The sequence below is a fragment of the Flavobacterium xinjiangense genome (genome assembly GCF_900142885.1).
In the GTDB taxonomy this organism is placed as follows: domain Bacteria; phylum Bacteroidota; class Bacteroidia; order Flavobacteriales; family Flavobacteriaceae; genus Flavobacterium; species Flavobacterium xinjiangense.
The window spans coordinates 17,733-37,604 of record NZ_FRCL01000022.1; the positions used below are offsets into that span (position 1 = coordinate 17,733).

Sequence of the window (19,872 nt, forward strand, 5' to 3'; positions counted from 1 at the left end):
ATCTTATTTTGGAACTAAAATTTTAGCTTTGAAACCTTTATTGGTTTGAGAATCAAAAGTAAGTATTCCATTTATTGTCTGAATACGGTTTTCCGCATTCTGGAGACCATTTTTTAAAATTAGTTTCTCCGAGAAACCAATTCCATTATCTGAATAGTCAATTTTGAGTTTATTTTGTCCCATGTCAAAACCAATGACCACAAAACTGGCTTGACTGTATTTTTTCATATTAACCATCAGTTCCTGTAGTACCCGTTGTATTGCTATCTTTTTTTCTGTTTCAACTTTTGACCAATCTATTGGGTTTCCATTTTTAATAATAACTTCGGTACCACTACTTTTATAGCTATTGAGCATTTGTTTTAAATTGTGTTCAAAACGTTCTCCCGTCTCTAAAGGACTATTTTCCCTAGAAAAATTTCGCGTTCTAACATATATTTTATCCAGGTTATCCAGAAGCGTTTCCTTCTTCATTGGATCCTGCAAATCTTGAGTACCAGCAAAAGTCATGGCATAAAAAACATCATTAGCCAATTCGTCATGGAGTTGTTTGGAAATTCGGGTTTCCGTATTATAATTGGCCTCTAATCTTTCTCGTTTGGTTTTAGCTTTGTAATAATTGATTATAAATACGATCCCACCAAGTAGTATCACAAATCCAATAAAGAACAAGTACTTTTGGTTCTTTTGTGTTGCCAATTGCAAAAGGGTTTCCGCCCTTTCCCCTTTATATTTGATACTTTCCAGATTGGCTTTTCTGGAATCATATCTAATTTTAGCAAATTGATTTTTAGCATTGTTCCGTATTTTTTTAATACTGTCGTCTAAATTTATAAACATCAAGGCAGAACCATTTATTCTTTTTTCTTGATTATGAGCCATTAAAAATGCCAAGGCCTCCAATCTCTCGTCAATGCTTTGATATTTTGTGGCTACTACATAAGCCTGCACGGCATTCTCTTTTGATTTTTGATAATCCCTTCCTTTATAGAAATCAGCTAAATGAAGGTAACTTTCAATACTTCCATAGGAATCACCTCTATCAATTCGCATTGTTAACGCCTGATTCATTAGTTCTAGCCCTTTATTAATACTATTGGACTTATAATAAGCAAACCCTAAATTATCAATAATGATGGCTTTTTTATAAGGTAGGGTATCTAAAAGATTCGATTTTAAAAGAGGCTCTAAAAGAAGAATCGCCTTCTTATATTTTTTTTGTTCTATATAGACATTAGCTATATTATTGAGGGGCGTAAGCCTTACTATTGAATCGCTAGCATTTTCTAAGATTTTATTGTAATAAAAAACGGCATCATCATAGTTCTTGAGCTCTTTTGCGGAGATACCAAATAGATTATTTGCAGCTAGCTGATATTGTAAATTATCATGGATATAGGGTAATGCCTCAGTCAAGGTTTCTTCGCTGCTGCCGTAATCGCCAAACGTCTGCTGGATTCGTGCCAACTGAATTAAAGTATAAGCAGAATAGGCGCTGTCTTTTTCAGTCTCAAATATCTCTTTTGATTTATTGTAATAATAGTAGGCACTATCAAATCTTTTTGCCGTGTAATAAGAATCCGCTAAATTGGCGAATTTCTTAGCTAGGACACTTTTTGGCGTTTCTTTTTTTTTAAGATTCGCAGGACTTATGTCGGTCCCCTTTTGGCAAGATACAAATGCAAATAAAAACAATAAAACTAAAAACGGGGAACGCAGCATATGATGTTACTTTCCCCGAAATTAGCAATTAATTGTAAACAAAAACTTATTATTAAGGATTTTTTGGTGGTGTAATAATAATTACGTCATCACCGGGGCCATCAGCAGCCATTAGAGTGCTTGTACCAGAAAAAGAACCAGGGCGAGTTTGATTGAATTCACGACCTATTTTTTGAACTCCAAAATCTTTTGCTTGAGGAGTTGAACTATCAATTGCATCCGCTTCGCATGATACCATAACTAAGGCCGTTACTGCAATAGCAGCTGTAAAAAATATTTTTTTCATGATTTTAATTGTTAAAAAATTGACATAGGTTTGGCCGTTCGATATGTTCAATCGAATAATTAGTAAGGACCAAACCATTAAAATGAGAACAGTTTTTTGGGTTGCGGGAAGTAATGTGGACTAGTATGGAATAGTTTAATTATACTTCCCGGAATAAAAATTCTGTTCTGTATAGCCTCACATTTATAGAAGTAGTTTTGTACATTTGTTCGTATCGCGAAATAGAACAAGAACTAATTCCGAAGCAAAGTAATGAAGCTATCGCAGTAAAATTGATCCGGAATTCCTATGATTCCCAGTAATACCGTGGATTCCTAGAAATTCCTAAAAATTCCTTTAAGCATATGGTGAAAAATACTTTAGAAGATTATAAAGTGGGGGTTAAATTGAAGTATGAAATTGAAAAGATGGGGAACCATTCTAGTTTTTTGCTAAATCCTTCTCGTGCCAAATTGAGGAAATTATGTGGCGAGTTATTTAAGAATAACACGAAGACTGATGATTTAAAAAGCTTTTCAGCTTTTTTTCAATTTGATTTTGTTTTAAATTGCTCCAATAAATTAAAAGACCAAACTGATAAATTCAGACCTATTGAAACATTTTTTAAAGGTGAAACTGATTTAACGGATATTGAAGCAGTGAATATTGCGGCGATATTAGTTGATTTTAATCCGCGGCCTTACCTTAAATTTTCAAAACAGCAGGCTTTTAAAAATGAGAATGTCACCACTAATAGTATTGAAAGTACAGATACAGCCAGTGTTTTTGAAGTAACTAAGACTGTAAAAAATGATAGCGAGCGCGCGATTCAACCATCACCATTACAAAAGAAAAAATTAAGTATCTATCATAAAAGGCTACTTATCCCCGGACTGCTATCAGTTGTCATTTTGAGTGGTTTTGGGTACGTTTTTTTACCCAAAAATCAGTGTATGCAATGGCAAAAAGACCATTATGAGGCAGTTGTTTGTGAAACCAAAGCAATGGGTTTCGTAAACTTGTATTCAACGATGCCTCTAAATAAAAATATGCTCAATTTCAGAAAAATTAAAATTTGTGACACCACAACCTTTTTTATGCATAATAGACCAATAGTGTGGTATTGTAAAACGGGAAATAATCTGGAGTTTTTTAATGGACCAGGTTTTAACCCTGAAAATGAAAAACCTTTAAGACCGATTACCCAATACATGATTGACAAATATATTAAGTAAGCAGATACGGGTGATTTGTCTTCTCACTATGTCACTATAAGTAAAATTTAGACGCTGACTGTAATCCAAATCTTTTAGTTTAGTTCTTAATAACGAATTACCCACTGCTGGCGCAAGTGTCTCGCTCGTGTCCATCTCCAATCGGGCTAGGGCTATATATTAAACCCCACTGGCGCTCGTTTGTCAACCTTCTCTGGTGCTTGTCTGCGACGAGTACTTACTTTAATTTACAACTAAATCTTAGCGTTTGCAACGCGATTAAAACAAAGAAGAAGGACCTGACCGCGCTGATATACCACAATCGTTAGCTATCACAGTCCCGGTAGTAATTGCTTGGGCAAATATCATGGATTGTACACCGTTAACAACCTCTAAGTTAATAAAGAAAAAATAAGTGTATTTACTTTGGGAAATACTTAAAATTCTATAAATCCCGGAATCTTGATCGACTGAAAATCTGCTATTCAGATAAAAAAACTAACTTTGTTCGTATAAAAAAAGTGCTGATGTTTGACGTCTTCCAAGATTATTTAAGCCAAAAGATTACCCTTAGCGCTCAGGAGTTTGACTTGATTAAATCCGTTGCGAAAATTAAAAAATTACGAAAACGCCAATATTTATTGCAGCAAGGTGACTTTTGGAAGTACAAAGCTTTTGTTTGTCAGGGATTATTAAGAAGCTTTCGTACAGACGACAAAGGAGTTGATCATATTATTCAATTTTCAATTGAAAACTGGTGGGCGGGTGATATTGAAAGCAGCACTCTTGGTAATCCCTCCAAAAACAACATCGAAGCGCTGGAAACGACAACGGTGCTCTTGTTTTCAAATAATGATTTTGAAATGTTGGAAAGCAAAATTCCAGTTTTTAAGGATTTTATTGCGGCCCTGATTACACAAAGTTATTTTGCTTCCCAAAACCGCGTTCACGATTCCATAAGCATGAATTCGGAAGAGCGCTATTCTAAATTTCTTAAAACCTATCCTCAAATTGCCAATAGGGTTCCACAGCATATGATTGCTTCATATCTGGGAATATCTGCCGAAACCCTGAGCAGGATTAGAAAACAAATCCAAAAGAAATAAATTCGTCTTGACATTTGTCAATGTTTTTTTCCTTCAAATGTCAATGGAGGAGGCGTCCTGTTATACGGACCTTTGCCCTGTTAAATCAACATTTAAAATTTAATAGAAATGAGAAAGAAAATCTTTATCACAGGAACGAGTTCGGGTTTTGGAAAACTGATGACTCAGACCTTAGCCGCCGAAGGTCATATCGTAATTGCAGGGATGCGAGGAACTCAGGGTAAAAACAGAAAAGTTGCGGAAGAATTGTCAGTATTGGCAAATGTAGAAGTGACGGAAATTGATGTGGCTGATGATGCTTCGGTCAGCTTAGCCTTCGAAAAAACACTATCAAAATATGGGTCAATAGATGTCTTAATAAACAATGCAGGGGTTACTGGTTATGGTTTGTTAGAATCGTATTCGCTGGACCAGATCCGCCAAATGTTTGAAATCAACTTTTACGGCGTTTTGCGCACCTATCAAGCGGTACTGCCGAGTATGCGCAAAGCAAAAAGCGGCTTGGTGATCAATGTCACTTCGGGCGCGAGCGGTCATACATTACCGTTTATGATTCCATATTTTGCTTCAAAATTTGGCGTTGAAAGTATAACCGAAGGCTTGCAGGATGAATTGAAACAGTTTAACATTGAGAACGTAACCATTCAGCCGGGTGTTTATCCAACTGAAATGAACGATGGAAGCAAAGCGGGACTGTCATCAGACAAACCTGAAATCACGCTGCAATATGGTGATCAAGCCGCTCAGGATTTTATTGCGCTTGCTTCAGGTTTGTTACGCAAGCTTACTGAATTTAATATGAATCCACAGATCATTGCCGATGGTGTATTAGCCTTGATTAATATGCCCGCAGGCACCAGACCATTGCGTTTCCCACTCGATGCTATTGCACAAGGGACTGATCAAGAATTTATTAATGCAAGAGCGGAAATCAAATCACGCTGGCTCAAAAAATACATCGACTAACAAACAATAACCTTTTTCGCAGATTATTTAAGTGTTATATCGTTATTAATTGAAGAATAGTAATTTACATTGGGTTGTTTGCTCAATCGAGGAATGCGATAATGGCACTTCAAATGGGCAATAAGTACATAATAAAAAAAAAATAAACATGAAAAATGAAACTTATGAAAACCGTGGCTTAGCCTCATTTTCACTTTACAACATTGCCTTTACCGTCTCCAGTATGGATAAATCCATCAAATGGTATGGGGATATTTTTGGCTTCAAATTAATCAGCCGAACCACTTTTTCAGTTCCTGCCGGCTCGGTAGAAGCTGCTATTATTGAGCGTGGCGGTCTTCGACTCGAACTTTTAGAGGTCCCAAATGCAGAACGTATTGATACGCTTTTTGCAGAAGTGCCGCTGCACCTTAATGTTATAGGCAACAAAGCAATTGTTTTGCAAGTAGATGATATAGCTATTGCCACAAGAGAACTCGAAGAAATAGGAGTAACGTTGGTATGGCGCGAACAATATCTGGTAGGCGATAAGATGCTGTGTACAATGATTCAGGATGTTGACGGAAATAAAATCAATATTTTTCAGACCGATACTTTAATAGGCACTGAAGACAGCAACTAAGCAGTTCTGTTAATCCTATGCGAAGTATTTGGTAATCTCCAAAAAGCTCGGTTCTGTTGAATCGGGCTTTTTTTGTGGTGTCCCAAAATAGATGGTACTAATAGATCCGACCACGCTGATATACCACAATGTTAGCGTAGTTTTTTAAAACGTTCCCATAATAGTGAACAAATAGTAGTTTATTTTTCACCCTGCAATCTGCAAGATATTTTTAATTTAATGACCAAAATCTAGCAAAAAAGTTGGCTCATATTGTATTGTTCATGTGTTTCTAATCGTAAAATGTAACGCTGTCTATGGTCCGATTTCTTTTAATAAACCACCAAGTGACTTTTCTGGAAAGAGTATTAATTGTGATTTAAACCCTGTATATTTACTTTCTGATTAATAAAATAAAATTCATTTAGAGCTTTTTATCACGACGCTTCTAGTGAACTAAGTTAGAAGTAGCATGCATTTCAAGCAAAAATATAAAAATGGAAAAATACGTAAGACAATTAATTTCAATAGAATTTGATGACAAAAAAGAAATCTTTAATGGGTTTCTAATTGATTGGACAGCGGATTGGATTTTACTAAAAAACAATCCTGTAGATTTTATAATTGACGGCTACACGATCTTGAAAAACAAGAATGTAAAGGCAATTATTCAAGACAAAGATCATGAATTCACAGAAAGAGTAATCAAATTAAAAGGTTTAAAAACAAGCGCAGAAGAAATAATTCCGCTGAGAGATTTGTCTTCCATAATACACTTTTTAGCAAACAAGTATGAGATTTTTCAGATTGCAACAAAATCAGATAAAGCGGTTTATCTGGGTAAACTGATAGAACTGGATGAAGAGGAACTGGTCATCGATTTTTTTGGGAACCGAAGGACAATTTGAGGGGGAGATGAGTTTTAAGCCAAACAAAATAAGAGTGATAGAATTTGATACTGATTATATCAATTCGTTGAAACTAATTGTTGACGAAGAAAAGTAAATAACAAGCGGCTGTGACATAGCCTTAATACTAGGAGCCATTTAATAGCAGAGTGTGTAATTCTTGAATTGCACACTCTGCTATTTGTTTTTTACAAAAACAGATAAATGCTAGCGACAGTATCGTATTTAAACCGGTTTAATCATCATTTTGAGGTATTCAATTCGGGAACTGAACACTATAGTTTTTGATTTTGACATCAAAATTTAAAGATGCAATGAACTCTGTATTTCAGCCAGTTTAGGTCTAAATTTAAGGTATTAAATTCTAGAATTACACACTATAGTTTTTGCTTTTGACATCAAAATTTAAATATGCGATGAACTCTGTGTTTTAGCTAGTTTAGGTCTGAATTTAAGGTGTTTAATTCAGGAATTGAACACTATAGTTGTTGCTTTTGACATCAAAATTTAAAGATGCGATGAACTCTGTGTTTCAGCCAGTTTAGGTCTGAATTTAATGTATTCAATTCGGGAATTGAACACTATAGTTTTTGCTTTTGACACGAACAGTCAAATAAGTGATAACTCTAAATTTGAGCTGGTTTAGGTCTAAATTTAATGTATTCAATTCTAGAATTGCACACTATAGTTTTTGCTTTTTACACGAACAGTTAAATAAGTGATAAACTCTATATTTGAGCTGGTTTAGGTCTAAATTTAAGGTGTTCAATTCCGGAATTGAACACTATAGTTTTTGCTTTTGATAAAAAATAGTTGAAAGCAACGCAGAAAAAAAAGGTATGCATTGTTAATAGTGGTCAATTTTATATTCACTTTAAGGATTTATGAGTAAAAGACAGATAGGTTAGAATATTGATGATATTGTAAGTATTGAATAGTAATAAGTAATGTTAATATTATCTTGCTTAGTATCCATTAAAAGTTAAAAAATCGTAATTTTAGTAGCAATGATTTCATGATATTCTGGATTTGTTGTACCAGAAAAGTGCATCGAAGTATTGGCCAATGCGGTTAGTTTTTAACGTATTGGCCAATTTTATTTTACGATACATCTTGCCTGTTCAAACAGAGATAATACAGACTAAGTTTTGGATGTGTTATAATCAAAACGGCTTGCAAAATAGGCATAGTGATAATTGTTTAAAAGCATTTTTTAATTATGAAGTTAAAGAAAAGTGCTGGAATACTTTTATACAAAACAGTCCGGGGTCAATTATTAGTCTTGCTTGTTCATCCCGCAGGTACTTTCTGGAAGAACAAGGACGAAGGACATTGGTCTATACCAAAAGTTGAATTTAGTGACAATGAGAATGCATTTGATGCCGCTATCAGAGAATTTGAGGAAGAAACAGGTACTCATTTAGAAGGTCATTTTATGGCACTTTCTCCTGTAAAATTAAAATCAGATAAAGTAGTTTATGCGTGGGCTCTGGAAAAATATATATTAATGCTGCTGAAATAGTGAGTAATACTTTTGAGATCGAGTGGCCACAAAAGTCGGGAATATTGGAAAGTTTCCCAGAAATAGACAAAGCACAATGGTTTACAGTTAATGAAGCATTGGAGAAAATAAATGAAGCAATGCGTGAACTTATTTTGCAGCTACAAGGAAAAGTAGGGACTTGAGAAAGTTATTGCTGTCTCTGAAAAAAAAGCCCATTATTTAAAATGGGCTTTATAAGTAAAAGATAAATCTATTTTTTTGATTCTTCTATAGAAACTTTTCTAAACTCTTTTAGTAGTTTTTCCAGTTCCAAAGTTGATTTACGAGCTCTCGCTCCGGCAGCTTTGACACCTTTCTCAGTTAGTGATTCAGATTCTGTTTTAAATGTTTCGAATTCAGTGTTGATTTTTGCAACTAAATCTTTCATAGTAGTACTGTTTAAATTAGCGCACAAAAATATATGTTTGCCTGTTAGGTCTAATTAATTTACTGTTAAAATTCTCACTTTTTTAGGGGCCCTGTCTTTTGGATATTATTTATAGCGTGCTGTACGGTTTCTTTCTCGTTTATCTGTTCACTTATTTATATGGTTCACGGAAACGTGAACAACGATATTTAACGAACTAATACACTATTATTATCTTTACAAAAAGTGGCAAATGTACTAATTGACCACCGCGTTAATAAGATATAGCTACAATAGTACTATTGTCACCAAAAAAAAAATATCTAAATATTTTTGAATTCAATAAAAAACGAAAATAGAATCGAAAAAATTATGAAATCAAGTATAAAATATTGGAGACTTTTTGATTTTCATGTATCTAAAATGTGCCTTTCATTATTAAGAATTTATTTTGTTTTGTCAATGTAATTTTATCAAAAAATTTGTAATCAATAATTATGAATCTGCTTTTTTGAGCTCTTCAATAAAATAGGAGGTCGGCATTCCTGTTTTGGAATAAAAAGCAGTAGCAAAACGTTGCGTACTACTAAAACCAACTTCTTCGGCAAGCGCTTTATTTGTATAATTTCTCAACATCTTATCCTCCTTCATTAACTTAATTAAATGGTCAACTTTTAGGTCGTTAATGTAATCTACAAATTTTTTCCCCCTGTAATGGTAAATTATTTTTGAAAGGTACTTTGCATTCGAATCGAAAGCTGCCGTAAGCTTTGCTGCTGTCAGTTCTTTTTCGAGAAATTTTTTATCTTTTTCAAACTTTTCAAGTTGTTTCAGCACAGAAGCAACAGTATCTTGATTTATTTCATCTATTCCGTTACTTCTGTTTTTGACTTCCACTTTAGTAGTAGCCTCACTTTTCTTCATCAGTTCCTCAAACTTTTGCCTATATATATTCTTGTTTCTGATATGTCTATAGGCAATAAATAGTAGAGAGAAAAATAAAAGAGCTATTACTCCAGTGAAAATGAAGTCGTTATACTTTCTATTCTGTAATAAGTTTTCGATTTTAATTTTCTCTGAAAGTAATTTTTTAGTGTCATACTCTTTGTGAATTCTACCAGATAGATATTTAAAATTATTATGTAAGATACTGTCTGCCCTAAGTAATTTTCCAATGTAAAGGAGTTGATTTTTAGGGTTGTTTTTCGACTTATAATAGTTTATCAATAATTCGTAATTCTCGCGAAGATCGGGACGAATATAACCTTTCGATACAAAAATATGATCTACTTTTATGAAGTAGGGAAGTGCCATTAGTGGTTTGTTGAGATCCCAATAGCTTTTTCCTATATAGAAATATGCAACAGCTTCATTTGCAAAATCTTTATTCTTCAGTAAGGCAGGAAGTGTATAGTTTAATTTTTTAATAGCCGAAGCATAATTGTTTTCAAAATATTGATTAATCCCTTCCGAGTGAATAAAGTAGTCTTTCATTTCATCGGTCGCTAATCTTTTACCTTCTTGAATACCTTTCTCATTTATTTGCGTACATAAACCATAATTGCCAATTCTGTTATAGCACAAACCAAGCGAATGAAGGGAATTTAAATAGGCTATATCATTTTCTTCTTTAAAATAATCTATGCATTCCCTGAATAATGATACTGCTTCATCATAAAATCCAAGGTAGTATTTTATATGGGCAATATTATATTTCACCTTATAAGTTAAGTAATTGTCATTAGTTTTGGAAATAAAACTATTGGCTATAAGGTAGTTATCTAATGCATAATTATGTTTTTTCTTAGCATAGTACACAATTCCCTTTGTAAGATAGGCAGAGCCAATCAAGGCATTATCCATCGATTTTTTAGCAGTATAAATCATACTGTCGGCATAGACCAGTTTTAAATTTTCGGGCGAATGATGCACATAATTTTTATATCCGTTTATGATCTCTTCTTTATTATTCTCTGCTTTAGCTTTATGTAAGAAGGATTGAAGATACAGCGATTGTTGTGCACTTCCTTCTTCCAGAGCTTTTATTTGTTCAAATAGATAATCATAATCCTTACTTCGAAGTGTATCAGGAATTTTAAATCCATTTTGCTGTGCATAAACTTGGTTCCCTAAGTAAAGAATCAGTAAAAAGAGATATTTTTTTATCATAGCTTAAATAAGAATTATACTTTTTTTCTTCAAAATCATTTTTTAATGTCAGGATATGCATTACAAAAATAGCATTGTGAATTTTGAAAGAAATTACTTCAAATATAATATAAACAATTGATAATGATTTGTTTTTAGTAAAAAAATGGATATGGATTTTCAGAAAATACATATAATAATTCTTGGAAATCCATAGACAATGTGTTGCACGGCCAAAACTTGACTTCTAGATTTGCCTTGAATTCAAAAGCAAAAATATTTGGCATCGTGCCAAATTAAAGTTCTGCTTACCCGGGTGAAATGAACTGACGAAAAAAGTACTCAGTACCATTTAACACATTTTAATCATGAAAAATATTTCATTAGGTTTAGTGATTTTACCATTGCTAATTATTTCTTGTACCAATGATACCATTGATACTACTTATGCTTTTGATAGTAAAGCTAGTGGCAAGAAATCGGAAAAAAAGGAAAGTTTGTTGCACAACTTGACCCCTGAAAACCCGGCGAACATTTATGACTATGCCGGTAAGTTACATAATGCCTTTCTGGATCTTTATTTGTCGGGAAACTATCAGCATAATACAATTGCTCAGATTAGCAAACGGATTCAAAAGATAGCAAATGGTAACAGTGATGGCACTCTTTTAAAATTACAACCGATGGTCTCTAAAAATCTTGAAGAGATACAAAAGATTGTAAAAAATCCTGAGGCTGCACTGCAAGATGCCATATCAAACGCGTCTATGGCAGATGAAGCAAAAAATAGTCTTTTTAATTTTATGAACGCTGCACTTTTTTGGGAAAACGAAGAATACGAAGCAATTTATCAATCCATAATTTCGTATGAATCCTCAGTTATAAATAATGATGAATTTAGTGATGAGGATAAGCAAATTATCCTTACTGTATCTTCTATAACTAGATATTCACTCTATTACAATAAGAAACGTAAAGATGAAGATTGGGAAACATCTGTAGGTAACCGTGTTGGAGCGGTTGGTGGTGATGTCAAAAGTTCATTTAGTACGATTAGCAGATCTCTTATTGCAGGAATTATGATAAACAATCTTGTAGCTAATAGATGATGCATAGAATTCTACTGATTGAAAAGGAAATAATATACGTATTTACTGTGTTTTTGATCTTCTTCAATTTAGTTAGCCTTTTTTTCATCGTAGACCTTTTGGGCTACGATGAAATAATTGGTTATCTCACAAACGGGGAACTAAAAAGCTGTAATCCAAGAGCTTTGGCATTTTTACTTTTCGGCACCACAGTTTCAAATTTATTATTTGTTATTATTACACTGATGGCTAGATTCTTTTCCACGAGTTGTATCAAAAGATCAGAACCAAAATAAGCAAAAACTCATTCAGAATACAATTGAACTTCCAAAAAAAAATCGTTTTGATACACAAAAATTCAAAATACGTCCAATTTGGTTTAGAAGTCCGCATTGATGAAATGATTACTTCCAAAATTTCATTCCCGCAACTATTTAAAGGAAACTGTTTTTCTATCGTGATAGTAAATTCTGGTTTTTTGACTATTCAAGCAAATGAAACGATCATACACCTGTACGCAAATGAACTGGTAGTGATTCCAGCAAGGACTTTTGGTGAAATTTTGAATGCAAGTGACCATCTTCAGATTTCCTTAGTATCATTTTCCTCCACGTTTATTTTTAAAAACAGTATAAAGAGGCCATTTGTTGGGTATTTCGAATTTTTTTTTATAAAAATCCCTGCTAAGGTTTCTCTTAAAAGGAAAGACTCAGCGCTACTGATTGATTTATTTAAATTGCTAGATAGTACAAGAAGAAGTTCGGATAAGCATATTTTTAAAAATGAGGTACTACTCTTTAGTTTTAATCTATTATTGTATGAGTTAGCGGCGATTTATAGCAAATATTCTCGACGTATTAAAATAAGACATACAAGAAAAGAGATACTTGTGATGCAATTTTTTAGAATTTTAGAAATTAATTGCAAGACACAACACGCTGTCAAGTTTTATGCTGATTCTTTGTTTATTACTACTGGTCATCTTACTAAAACAATTAAGGAAGTAATTGAAAAAACGGCCAAGCAGTGTATTGAAGAAGCAATTGTTTTGGAGGCAAAGATCTTGCTTCAAAACGAAGATTTAACGATTTTGCATATTATGGAAGAATTACATTTTAGCAATATTTCTTTTTTTAGCAATTTTTTCAAAAAATACACTTCTATGTCTCCAACGGAGTATCGCTTAAGGTTAAATTTCTATTGAACAGTAGAAAGTATAGTTTATAAATATTCTAGAGTTATTAATTAGAGTGCTTTTAATCATAAGTTGAAAGTACTATTTAGTAAATAAAAGTAAGAAGTATGAATCAGACTTATCTTTTAGAATGGCTAGATTTACTGGTAACTGTCACCCTAAATCCTAGCAAAACGGACGTTAATGAAATAACAATAGTCCAGTCAAAGGCTATTATTGAAAAGACAATAGAGCAGACATTATTTATTCAATCTGAATTTAAGATCAGGGTGTTTTCTCTTAATAAGGAAAAGCAAATTAAGATTGTAGTCGGAAATTATCATTCCTCTTTAATAATTTTCTTAGATAATGTCATTGAAAGAAGCCACAATGTTGCGTTTGAACGATTTGATTTAAAAGAAGTGATAAACACATTAATTTCGTGTTTTGATGAACTGTTATCTTTTATAGAAACTCGATTCTCAGAGTACTTAAGTTTAGATCTGCGAGTACCTTCAACCTATCTGGTTGTATCCAAAAAGAAATTGAAACAAAAAATTGACAAATTGAAGAATAGTGCAACTTCTACTATTAATGATAAAAAGGTTACTGCTATACTTTTTGATAATTTGTATTCTTTTGTGAACTCCAAAGGAGATGAAAAGGTCACATTCCGACAAGTGCTGTATAGGAAGCAATTGATTAAAGAATTAGAATTACTAAAAGTCATGCAGAATGAAGACCAAGCAAATGCAACACTAGACGAGATTCTAATTTACATGAATTTTAATTGTAGGACATTTATAAACTATTTTACAAAGTGTGTAACAGACAAAGTAAATTGTTGTGAAAATATCGCTAGTAAAATGGAAAATCTTCTATTTTATTTTAAAGAATTCAATCAGATCCATATTAAGGATGGGGTGATCCTAAACCCGCATCAACAAGAACTGAAGATCATTCTAAGTGAATGGTTTAGATATGAAATGGCGTATCTTGATAAGCAGCAACATTTTTCAGTTGTTCCTTTTGTCAATAGAGATAGGAAACTGAATAAAACTGCGATAATTGATTCAACTAACGACAAAGTTTTGTGTAAACTGTCAACAGATCAGACTGCACTAATATTTCGTGCTGCTGATGAACTGAAGATTCTCATAGCTAGATCTATGAATCATGTATTTAAAACAATAGTTCCATTTTTATCAACGCCTAATAAGGCAAACCTTTCTTACGACTCGATGCGTAGTAAAGCGTATGTAGCTGAAGACCGAGATAAAGAATTGGCTATAGATGCGCTGCAGTGTATTATCAAGAAAATTAAATCATATTAGTGCGGTTTATCTCATTCATTAATTTAAGCAATAATACCTGCTGAAAAAATCAGAATGATATGGACTTGTTGACTTGCGAAGTAACTGTTTTTAAAAACTTCGTAAAAAAAAACTCTTTATTTTCTATTGATTTCACTAGGGGTACAATGGGTACAACTACTATGCAATGAAAAGTTGGACTTGTACGGATTTACTGGCTACTGTTTCTTTGTCATGTAATAATCAAAATCTCGGATTTAGATTCTGTTTCAAATGTCCGTGTTGAAAAGCTAATGTAGAACGATAAAAATGTAGAGCGTATGTTAAGAAACATTTCATGGGGCAATTATATAATTGTAATTGTCCTGCTAGTAGCAAGTTGGTATTTATTTGTTGGTTTGCGATTTTACTTTGCAGAAATTAAAGATCTTGCAACGGGAAAAAAAAAGTTTCCGAGTCGAAGTTTTCCTCAAGTTCAATCAAACCTAGAGCATCTCGAAACTCTTGATGGTATTCCTTCATCACTCAATGAAACACAAACTGATGAAGCTTTTCAGGATGTAGAGGATCTGGTAAAAAAATTAAAAGATCTTGTGGAAGATGCATTGCAAAGAAAATTTCCTAAAAAAGAATTTATGTATTATCTGAGTATAGTTCTCAATGAATTTCAGACTGTGAAAAACTCGCCTTTTAGATCTTCAATCTGCGAACTAATAGTTTCTGAATGTGATAAACTCGAACGGATTCATTTAACGCAACAGGAAGTGGATGTGTTATGGGATGCATAAAATAAAATTCTATTGCGGAGGAATTATCCCTGTCTGCTCTTATGCGGTATGGCTTTATGTGACAGGAAAAAGAGTTCAGTAACAGTGATATTCCTCTGCTTTTTATTACTTAAAATAAAACTTTAAAAATGGTGTCTTATGAAAAATCGAGGGAGGGAATTAAAGAAGTTTACAATAGCAAAAATACGATCTGTTTTAGTTGTACTGCTGTTGTTTGTTGGCTATGTCACCGCATATGCTCAAGACGGGGTTGCCGGTATTAATGAAGCCAATCAAAAGGTAAGAAGTTATTTTGATGCAGGGACAGAGCTTATGTATGCAGTAGGAGCCTTGCTTGGACTGATTGGTGCTGTAAAGGTCTATCAAAAATGGAATGCAGGAGATCCTGATACTGGAAAAGTAGCTGCAGCCTGGTTTGGAAGTTGTGTTTTTCTAGTTGTTGTAGCCACCGTGATCAAATCTTTCTTTGGGGTTTAAATTAAGGTTGGTTAGATCGATGTATATACCCAATATTTAGAAAAAATATCATGGCAAATAGCGTTTATCAAATCAATAAAGGTATTAATCAGAGCATTGAATTCAAAGGTCTTAAAGCGCAATATATTTGGTATTTAGGAGGTGGTGTTATAATTCTTCTATTCCTTTTTTCAGCATTGTATATCATTGGTTTGCCATCACTGGTTTGCGTTGGAGTAGTTGGCATTTCAGGAGCTTTGCTGGTTGTGAAAGTATATAGAATGAGTCACAAATATGGTGAACATGGTATGATGAAAGCTATAGCGAAAAGACAAGTTCCTAAAGCGGTCAGAATTCAGAGCCGAAAGGTTTTCAAAATGGAAAACTAGCAATTGTCAAAAAAATTATAACAGGTAAAAAGTGACGAAGATGGAAAAGAGGATAGATGATATTTTACCGATTATGGATGTGGAACATGATTGTATTCTCTCTAAACAGGGAGATGTTACCGTGGTATTCAAGGCAGAGTTGCCGGAAATATTCACCTTGTCCGATCAAGAATATGAAGCGTTCCACCAAGCTTGGCTCAAAGCGATCAAATTACTTCCAAAGTTTAGTGTCTTTCACAAACAGGATTGGTTTATTGACAGCAAGTTTAAAGCCGATTTTACAAATGAGGATACAAGTTTCCTAACCCGCAGCAGTGAACGTTTTTTTAATGAGCGTCCTTTTTTGGATCATTCGTGTTACATTTTACTGACTAAAAAACCAGTCGGCAGAAAAACATCAAGTTCCTTGTATTCCAATTTACTACGGAATTCAATAGTTCCCGAAGAAACATTAAAAGCAAACCTACGTCAGGAATTTATAGATAGTACGGGGCAGTTCAGACGAATTTTAGAAGACAGCGGTTTTGTAAAATTGACCCGTCTTAGTAATGGAGAACTCAGAAGTCAGAGCCGAAAGATCGGTATTATTGAGCGTTACTGTTCGCTCTCTGAAAAGGAAGACGCTTTTATTTACAAAGATATCGCTTTCAGTGACGGCTTGCAGGTTGGAGATAATCATTGTCAAATTTATACACTGGGTGATGCAGCTGATCTTCCTGCTCTTTGCGGTTCCAGAATTAATTTTGATAAATACTCAACTGACAAGACCAAATTCAGTATCGGCTTCGCATCAACTTTAGGACAATTACTATCGTGTAATCATATTTACAACCAATATATTTTCATTGAAGATGCTCAAAAAACATTGCAGAAGCTAGAGAGTAAAAGATTACGCTTACATTCCTTATCAGCCTACAGCAGGGAAAATTTAATTGCGCGTGATGCTACTAATGATTTTCTGAATGAAGCGATCGGTCAGCAGCGCTTACCCGTTAAAGCTCATTTTAATGTGTTGGCATGGTCAGCGGATAAAGAAGAACTGAAAAACATAAAAAATAAGGTTTCCTCCGCATTGGCTCAAATGGATGCGGCAGCCAAGCAAGAAACCGTCGGAGCTGCTCAGATTTATTGGGCTGGTATTCCGGGTAATGCAGCTGATTTCCCAATGAATGACACTTTCGACACATTTGCGGAGCAGGCAGTTTGCTTCTTGAATATGGAAACGGGGTATCGATCTTCACTCAGCCCTACCGGAATACGCTTGGGAGACCGTTTGACCGGTAAGCCGGTACATGTTGATATCAGTGATGAACCGATACAAATGGGTATTTGTACCAACAGAAACAAGTTTATACTTGGGCCTTCAGGCAGTGGAAAATCGTTTTTCACTAACCACATGGTGAGAAGCTATTATGAGCAAGGTACCCATATTGTGATCGTGGATGTCGGACACAGTTATAAGGGATTGTGTGACATGGTGGGTGGGTATTATTTCACTTATGATGAAAAGAATCCAATCCGCTTCAATCCTTTTTACATCAGCGAAGGCGATACGCTGGATACAGAGAAAAAAGAAAGCATCAAAACCTTATTGCTAGCGCTGTGGAAAAAAGACGATGAAACCTTCAACCGAAGTGAATATGTGGCCTTATCCAATGCCTTGCAGATGTACTATGAAAAACTCGAATCAGACAAAGAACTTTTTCCTTGCTTCGATAGTTTTTACGATTTCCTTAAAGGTGATTTTGTTAAGGTTCTCGAAGAGGATAAGGTGAAGGAAAAAGATTTTGATATTACTAATTTCCTCTATGTGTTGCGCCCGTATTACAAAGGAGGAGAATTTGATTATCTGCTTAATGCAACTGAAAATCTAGAGTTAATGAAAGAGCGTTTTATTGTGTTCGAACTGGATAATATTAAGGATCATCCGATTCTTTTTCCGGTTGTCACCATCATTATTATGGAGGTCTTTATCAGCAAGATGCGAAAGCTCAAAGGTATTCGTAAAATGATATTAATTGAGGAAGCTTGGAAAGCTATTGCTAAGGAAGGTATGGCAGAGTACATAAAGTATTTATTTAAAACTGTAAGAAAATTTTATGGAGAAGCCATAGTGGTCACACAGGAGGTTGAAGATATCATTTCCTCACCCGTGGTCAAGCAGGCAATCATCAATAACAGCGATTGCAAAATATTGCTCGACCAAAGTAAATACCAAAACAAATTCGACCAGATTCAGGAATTATTGGGACTTACTGAGAAAGAAAAAGCATTGGTGCTGTCGGTCAACAAAGCGAATGACCCGGATAAAAAATACAAAGAAGTTTTTATTTCCTTGGGAGGAATGCTCTCTAAGGTCTACCGTACGGAAGTATCCCTTGAAGAGTATCTGGCGTATACTACAGAAGAAACTGAAAAAATGAAAGTGCAGGCTTATGCCAAAAAATTTGATGGAGATATTAAAAAAGGGATTGCGGCATTGGCTAATGATTTGCGTGATAAACAACGATAATAAAAAGTTGTAGCCTTTATAAATACTTGAGAAACGAATCTAAAAATTACTACCTATGAAAACGAAGAAAAATATGATGTTGGGTTTGCTTTGTCTACTGCTCCTCAGTACTCCCGCAAGACCAGCAACAACAGTTACGGCTGTTCCCATAATTGGATTAATCAAAGATGCGATAGCCATGGTCATAAAAGCAATTGATTTACGAATCCAACGCTTGCAAAACAAAACGATCTGGTTACAGAATGCCCAAAAGCAATTGGAAAATGTCCTTTCCAAAGTGAAACTCGATGAAATTTCCAACTGGACACAAAAACAAAAAGAGTTGTATAAAGAGTATTATGACGAACTCGCAAAGGTTAAATCCATAATCACCTATTATCAGCGAATAAGGGACATCACCCAAAAGCAAATACGGCTCGTTGCCGAATACGAAAGAGCCTGGAAACTATTTCAGCGGGACGATCACTTCAAGATCGAAGAATTGGCATACATGCAAAAAGTATACTCCGGCATACTGAACGAAAGTATGAAAAATATTGACCAGATTTTTTCAGTTATTAACTCTTTCACGTTGCAAATGAGCGATGCTAAACGGCTTGAAATTATCAACACTGCTGCTGATCAGATTGATCAGACATACGATGACCTTTCTCGTTTTAACAGACAAAACATGCAATTAAGCATTCAAAGAGCAAAATCAATTAATGATGTGAATGCTGTTAAGAAATTCTACGGTATTCTCAATTGAAAAACTAAAGTCATGAAAAAGATAGTATTGTTGCTGTTGCTCATGGGACTTTCAAATGGTACCCTACTGGCACAAGAAAAACAAAGAGAAGAACTGCTAAAGCAAATTGCAGCATTTAAAGTGTATATCGAATATGCTCAAAAGGGATATTCCATCGCAAAAAAAGGGCTGAACGCAATAAGCGATTTTAAACGAGGAGAACTGGATCTTCATGCTGATTATTTTAATTCTTTTAATCTAATTAATCCGCAGATAAAACACTATAGCAGAGTGGTTCAGATTATTGCACTTCAAGTAAAGATTCTTAAAATCTGTAACCGTACAATAAGAGATGTAAATCAAAATGATCTGTTTCACGGTAATGAAGTGGCGTACATTAAAAGAGTATTGGACCGATTGATTATCGATTGTGATACAGCTGTAGATGAACTTATTAATGTATTGACTCAAGGGAAACTGGAAATGAAAGATGATGAGCGATTGGAGCGAATCGATAAACTATATCAAAGTATGCAGGAGAATTATAGTTTTTGCGAGGATTTCAGTAATCAAACCAGAATGATG

20 protein-coding genes are annotated in these 19,872 nt (G+C 34.2%); 16 read left to right on the top strand and 4 right to left on the bottom strand.

The annotated features are described in order from the left end of the window. Positions 1-3 precede the first annotated feature (3 nt). Positions 4-1,722, bottom strand: a complete 1,719-nt coding sequence (locus tag BUC23_RS16715) for a tetratricopeptide repeat-containing sensor histidine kinase (protein ID WP_073211702.1) — start codon at positions 1,720-1,722, stop codon at positions 4-6. Between the two features lie 52 nt (positions 1,723-1,774). Further along, the gene (locus tag BUC23_RS16720; protein ID WP_073211705.1) at positions 1,775-2,008 is read right to left on the bottom strand and encodes a hypothetical protein; all 234 of its coding nucleotides are present in this window, start codon (positions 2,006-2,008) and stop codon (positions 1,775-1,777) included. A 344-nt stretch (positions 2,009-2,352) separates the two neighbouring features. On the opposite strand from BUC23_RS16720, the gene BUC23_RS16725 reads away from it, so the two are divergent. From BUC23_RS16725 to BUC23_RS17770, 7 genes are all read left to right on the top strand, one after another. Beyond that, positions 2,353-3,222: a hypothetical protein gene (locus tag BUC23_RS16725; RefSeq protein WP_073211709.1), complete on the top strand. Its 870-nt coding sequence runs from the start codon at positions 2,353-2,355 to the stop codon at positions 3,220-3,222. 506 nt (positions 3,223-3,728) lie between these two features. Then, positions 3,729-4,307: a Crp/Fnr family transcriptional regulator gene (locus tag BUC23_RS16730; protein WP_073211712.1), complete on the top strand. Its 579-nt coding sequence runs from the start codon at positions 3,729-3,731 to the stop codon at positions 4,305-4,307. A 108-nt stretch (positions 4,308-4,415) separates the two neighbouring features. Further along, a complete protein-coding gene (locus tag BUC23_RS16735; RefSeq protein ID WP_073211715.1) occupies positions 4,416-5,273 on the top strand; it encodes an SDR family oxidoreductase in 858 nt (285 codons plus the stop codon). Between the two features lie 148 nt (positions 5,274-5,421). After that, a complete protein-coding gene (locus BUC23_RS16740; RefSeq protein WP_073211718.1) occupies positions 5,422-5,895 on the top strand; it encodes a VOC family protein in 474 nt (157 codons plus the stop codon). A 476-nt stretch (positions 5,896-6,371) separates the two neighbouring features. Further along, positions 6,372-6,782 carry a hypothetical protein gene (locus BUC23_RS16745; RefSeq protein ID WP_244153852.1) on the top strand — a complete coding sequence of 137 codons (411 nt, stop codon included), beginning with the start codon at positions 6,372-6,374 and terminating at the stop codon, positions 6,780-6,782. 1,219 nt (positions 6,783-8,001) lie between these two features. After that, complete coding sequence (locus BUC23_RS17765; RefSeq protein ID WP_244153853.1) at positions 8,002-8,304, top strand: NUDIX domain-containing protein; 303 nt, start codon at positions 8,002-8,004, stop codon at positions 8,302-8,304. Next, on the top strand, positions 8,304-8,468 hold the full coding sequence (locus BUC23_RS17770) for an NUDIX hydrolase (protein ID WP_244153855.1): 165 nt from the start codon (positions 8,304-8,306) through the stop codon (positions 8,466-8,468). The genes BUC23_RS17765 and BUC23_RS17770 overlap by 1 nt, the downstream gene beginning before the upstream one ends. A 68-nt stretch (positions 8,469-8,536) precedes the next feature. Here the strand turns inward: BUC23_RS17770 and BUC23_RS16755 are convergent, their stop codons facing one another. Further along, on the bottom strand, positions 8,537-8,713 hold the full coding sequence (locus BUC23_RS16755; protein ID WP_073211721.1) for a histone H1: 177 nt from the start codon (positions 8,711-8,713) through the stop codon (positions 8,537-8,539). A 474-nt stretch (positions 8,714-9,187) separates the two neighbouring features. Next, a complete protein-coding gene (locus BUC23_RS16760) occupies positions 9,188-10,861 on the bottom strand; it encodes an AraC family transcriptional regulator (protein WP_073211723.1) in 1,674 nt (557 codons plus the stop codon). A gap of 347 nt (positions 10,862-11,208) precedes the next feature. Between BUC23_RS16760 and BUC23_RS16765 the strand changes: the two genes are divergently transcribed. From BUC23_RS16765 to BUC23_RS16810, 9 genes are all read left to right on the top strand, one after another. Beyond that, on the top strand, positions 11,209-11,949 hold the full coding sequence (locus BUC23_RS16765) for a hypothetical protein (RefSeq protein ID WP_073211728.1): 741 nt from the start codon (positions 11,209-11,211) through the stop codon (positions 11,947-11,949). Between the two features lie 322 nt (positions 11,950-12,271). Beyond that, positions 12,272-13,132 (top strand): helix-turn-helix domain-containing protein, encoded by an 861-nt coding sequence (locus tag BUC23_RS16775; RefSeq protein ID WP_139259967.1) that lies wholly within the window; start codon positions 12,272-12,274, stop codon positions 13,130-13,132. A gap of 98 nt (positions 13,133-13,230) precedes the next feature. Next, on the top strand, positions 13,231-14,436 hold the full coding sequence (locus BUC23_RS16780; RefSeq protein WP_073211737.1) for a hypothetical protein: 1,206 nt from the start codon (positions 13,231-13,233) through the stop codon (positions 14,434-14,436). Positions 14,437-14,735: 299 nt separating this feature from the next. Beyond that, a complete protein-coding gene (locus BUC23_RS16785) occupies positions 14,736-15,203 on the top strand; it encodes a hypothetical protein (protein WP_073211740.1) in 468 nt (155 codons plus the stop codon). A 138-nt stretch (positions 15,204-15,341) separates the two neighbouring features. Next, positions 15,342-15,680, top strand: coding sequence for a DUF4134 domain-containing protein (locus BUC23_RS16790; RefSeq protein WP_073211743.1), 339 nt, complete (start codon positions 15,342-15,344; stop codon positions 15,678-15,680). 50 nt (positions 15,681-15,730) lie between these two features. Continuing rightward, positions 15,731-16,048 carry a DUF4133 domain-containing protein gene (locus BUC23_RS16795; RefSeq protein WP_073211745.1) on the top strand — a complete coding sequence of 106 codons (318 nt, stop codon included), beginning with the start codon at positions 15,731-15,733 and terminating at the stop codon, positions 16,046-16,048. 40 nt (positions 16,049-16,088) lie between these two features. Continuing rightward, positions 16,089-18,560: a TraG family conjugative transposon ATPase gene (locus BUC23_RS16800; RefSeq protein WP_073211748.1), complete on the top strand. Its 2,472-nt coding sequence runs from the start codon at positions 16,089-16,091 to the stop codon at positions 18,558-18,560. 55 nt (positions 18,561-18,615) lie between these two features. Further along, positions 18,616-19,308 carry a conjugal transfer protein TraI gene (locus BUC23_RS16805; protein WP_073211751.1) on the top strand — a complete coding sequence of 231 codons (693 nt, stop codon included), beginning with the start codon at positions 18,616-18,618 and terminating at the stop codon, positions 19,306-19,308. Positions 19,309-19,320: 12 nt separating this feature from the next. Next, on the top strand, positions 19,321-19,872 hold a 552-nt coding region (locus tag BUC23_RS16810), incomplete at its 3' end, for a hypothetical protein (RefSeq protein ID WP_073211754.1).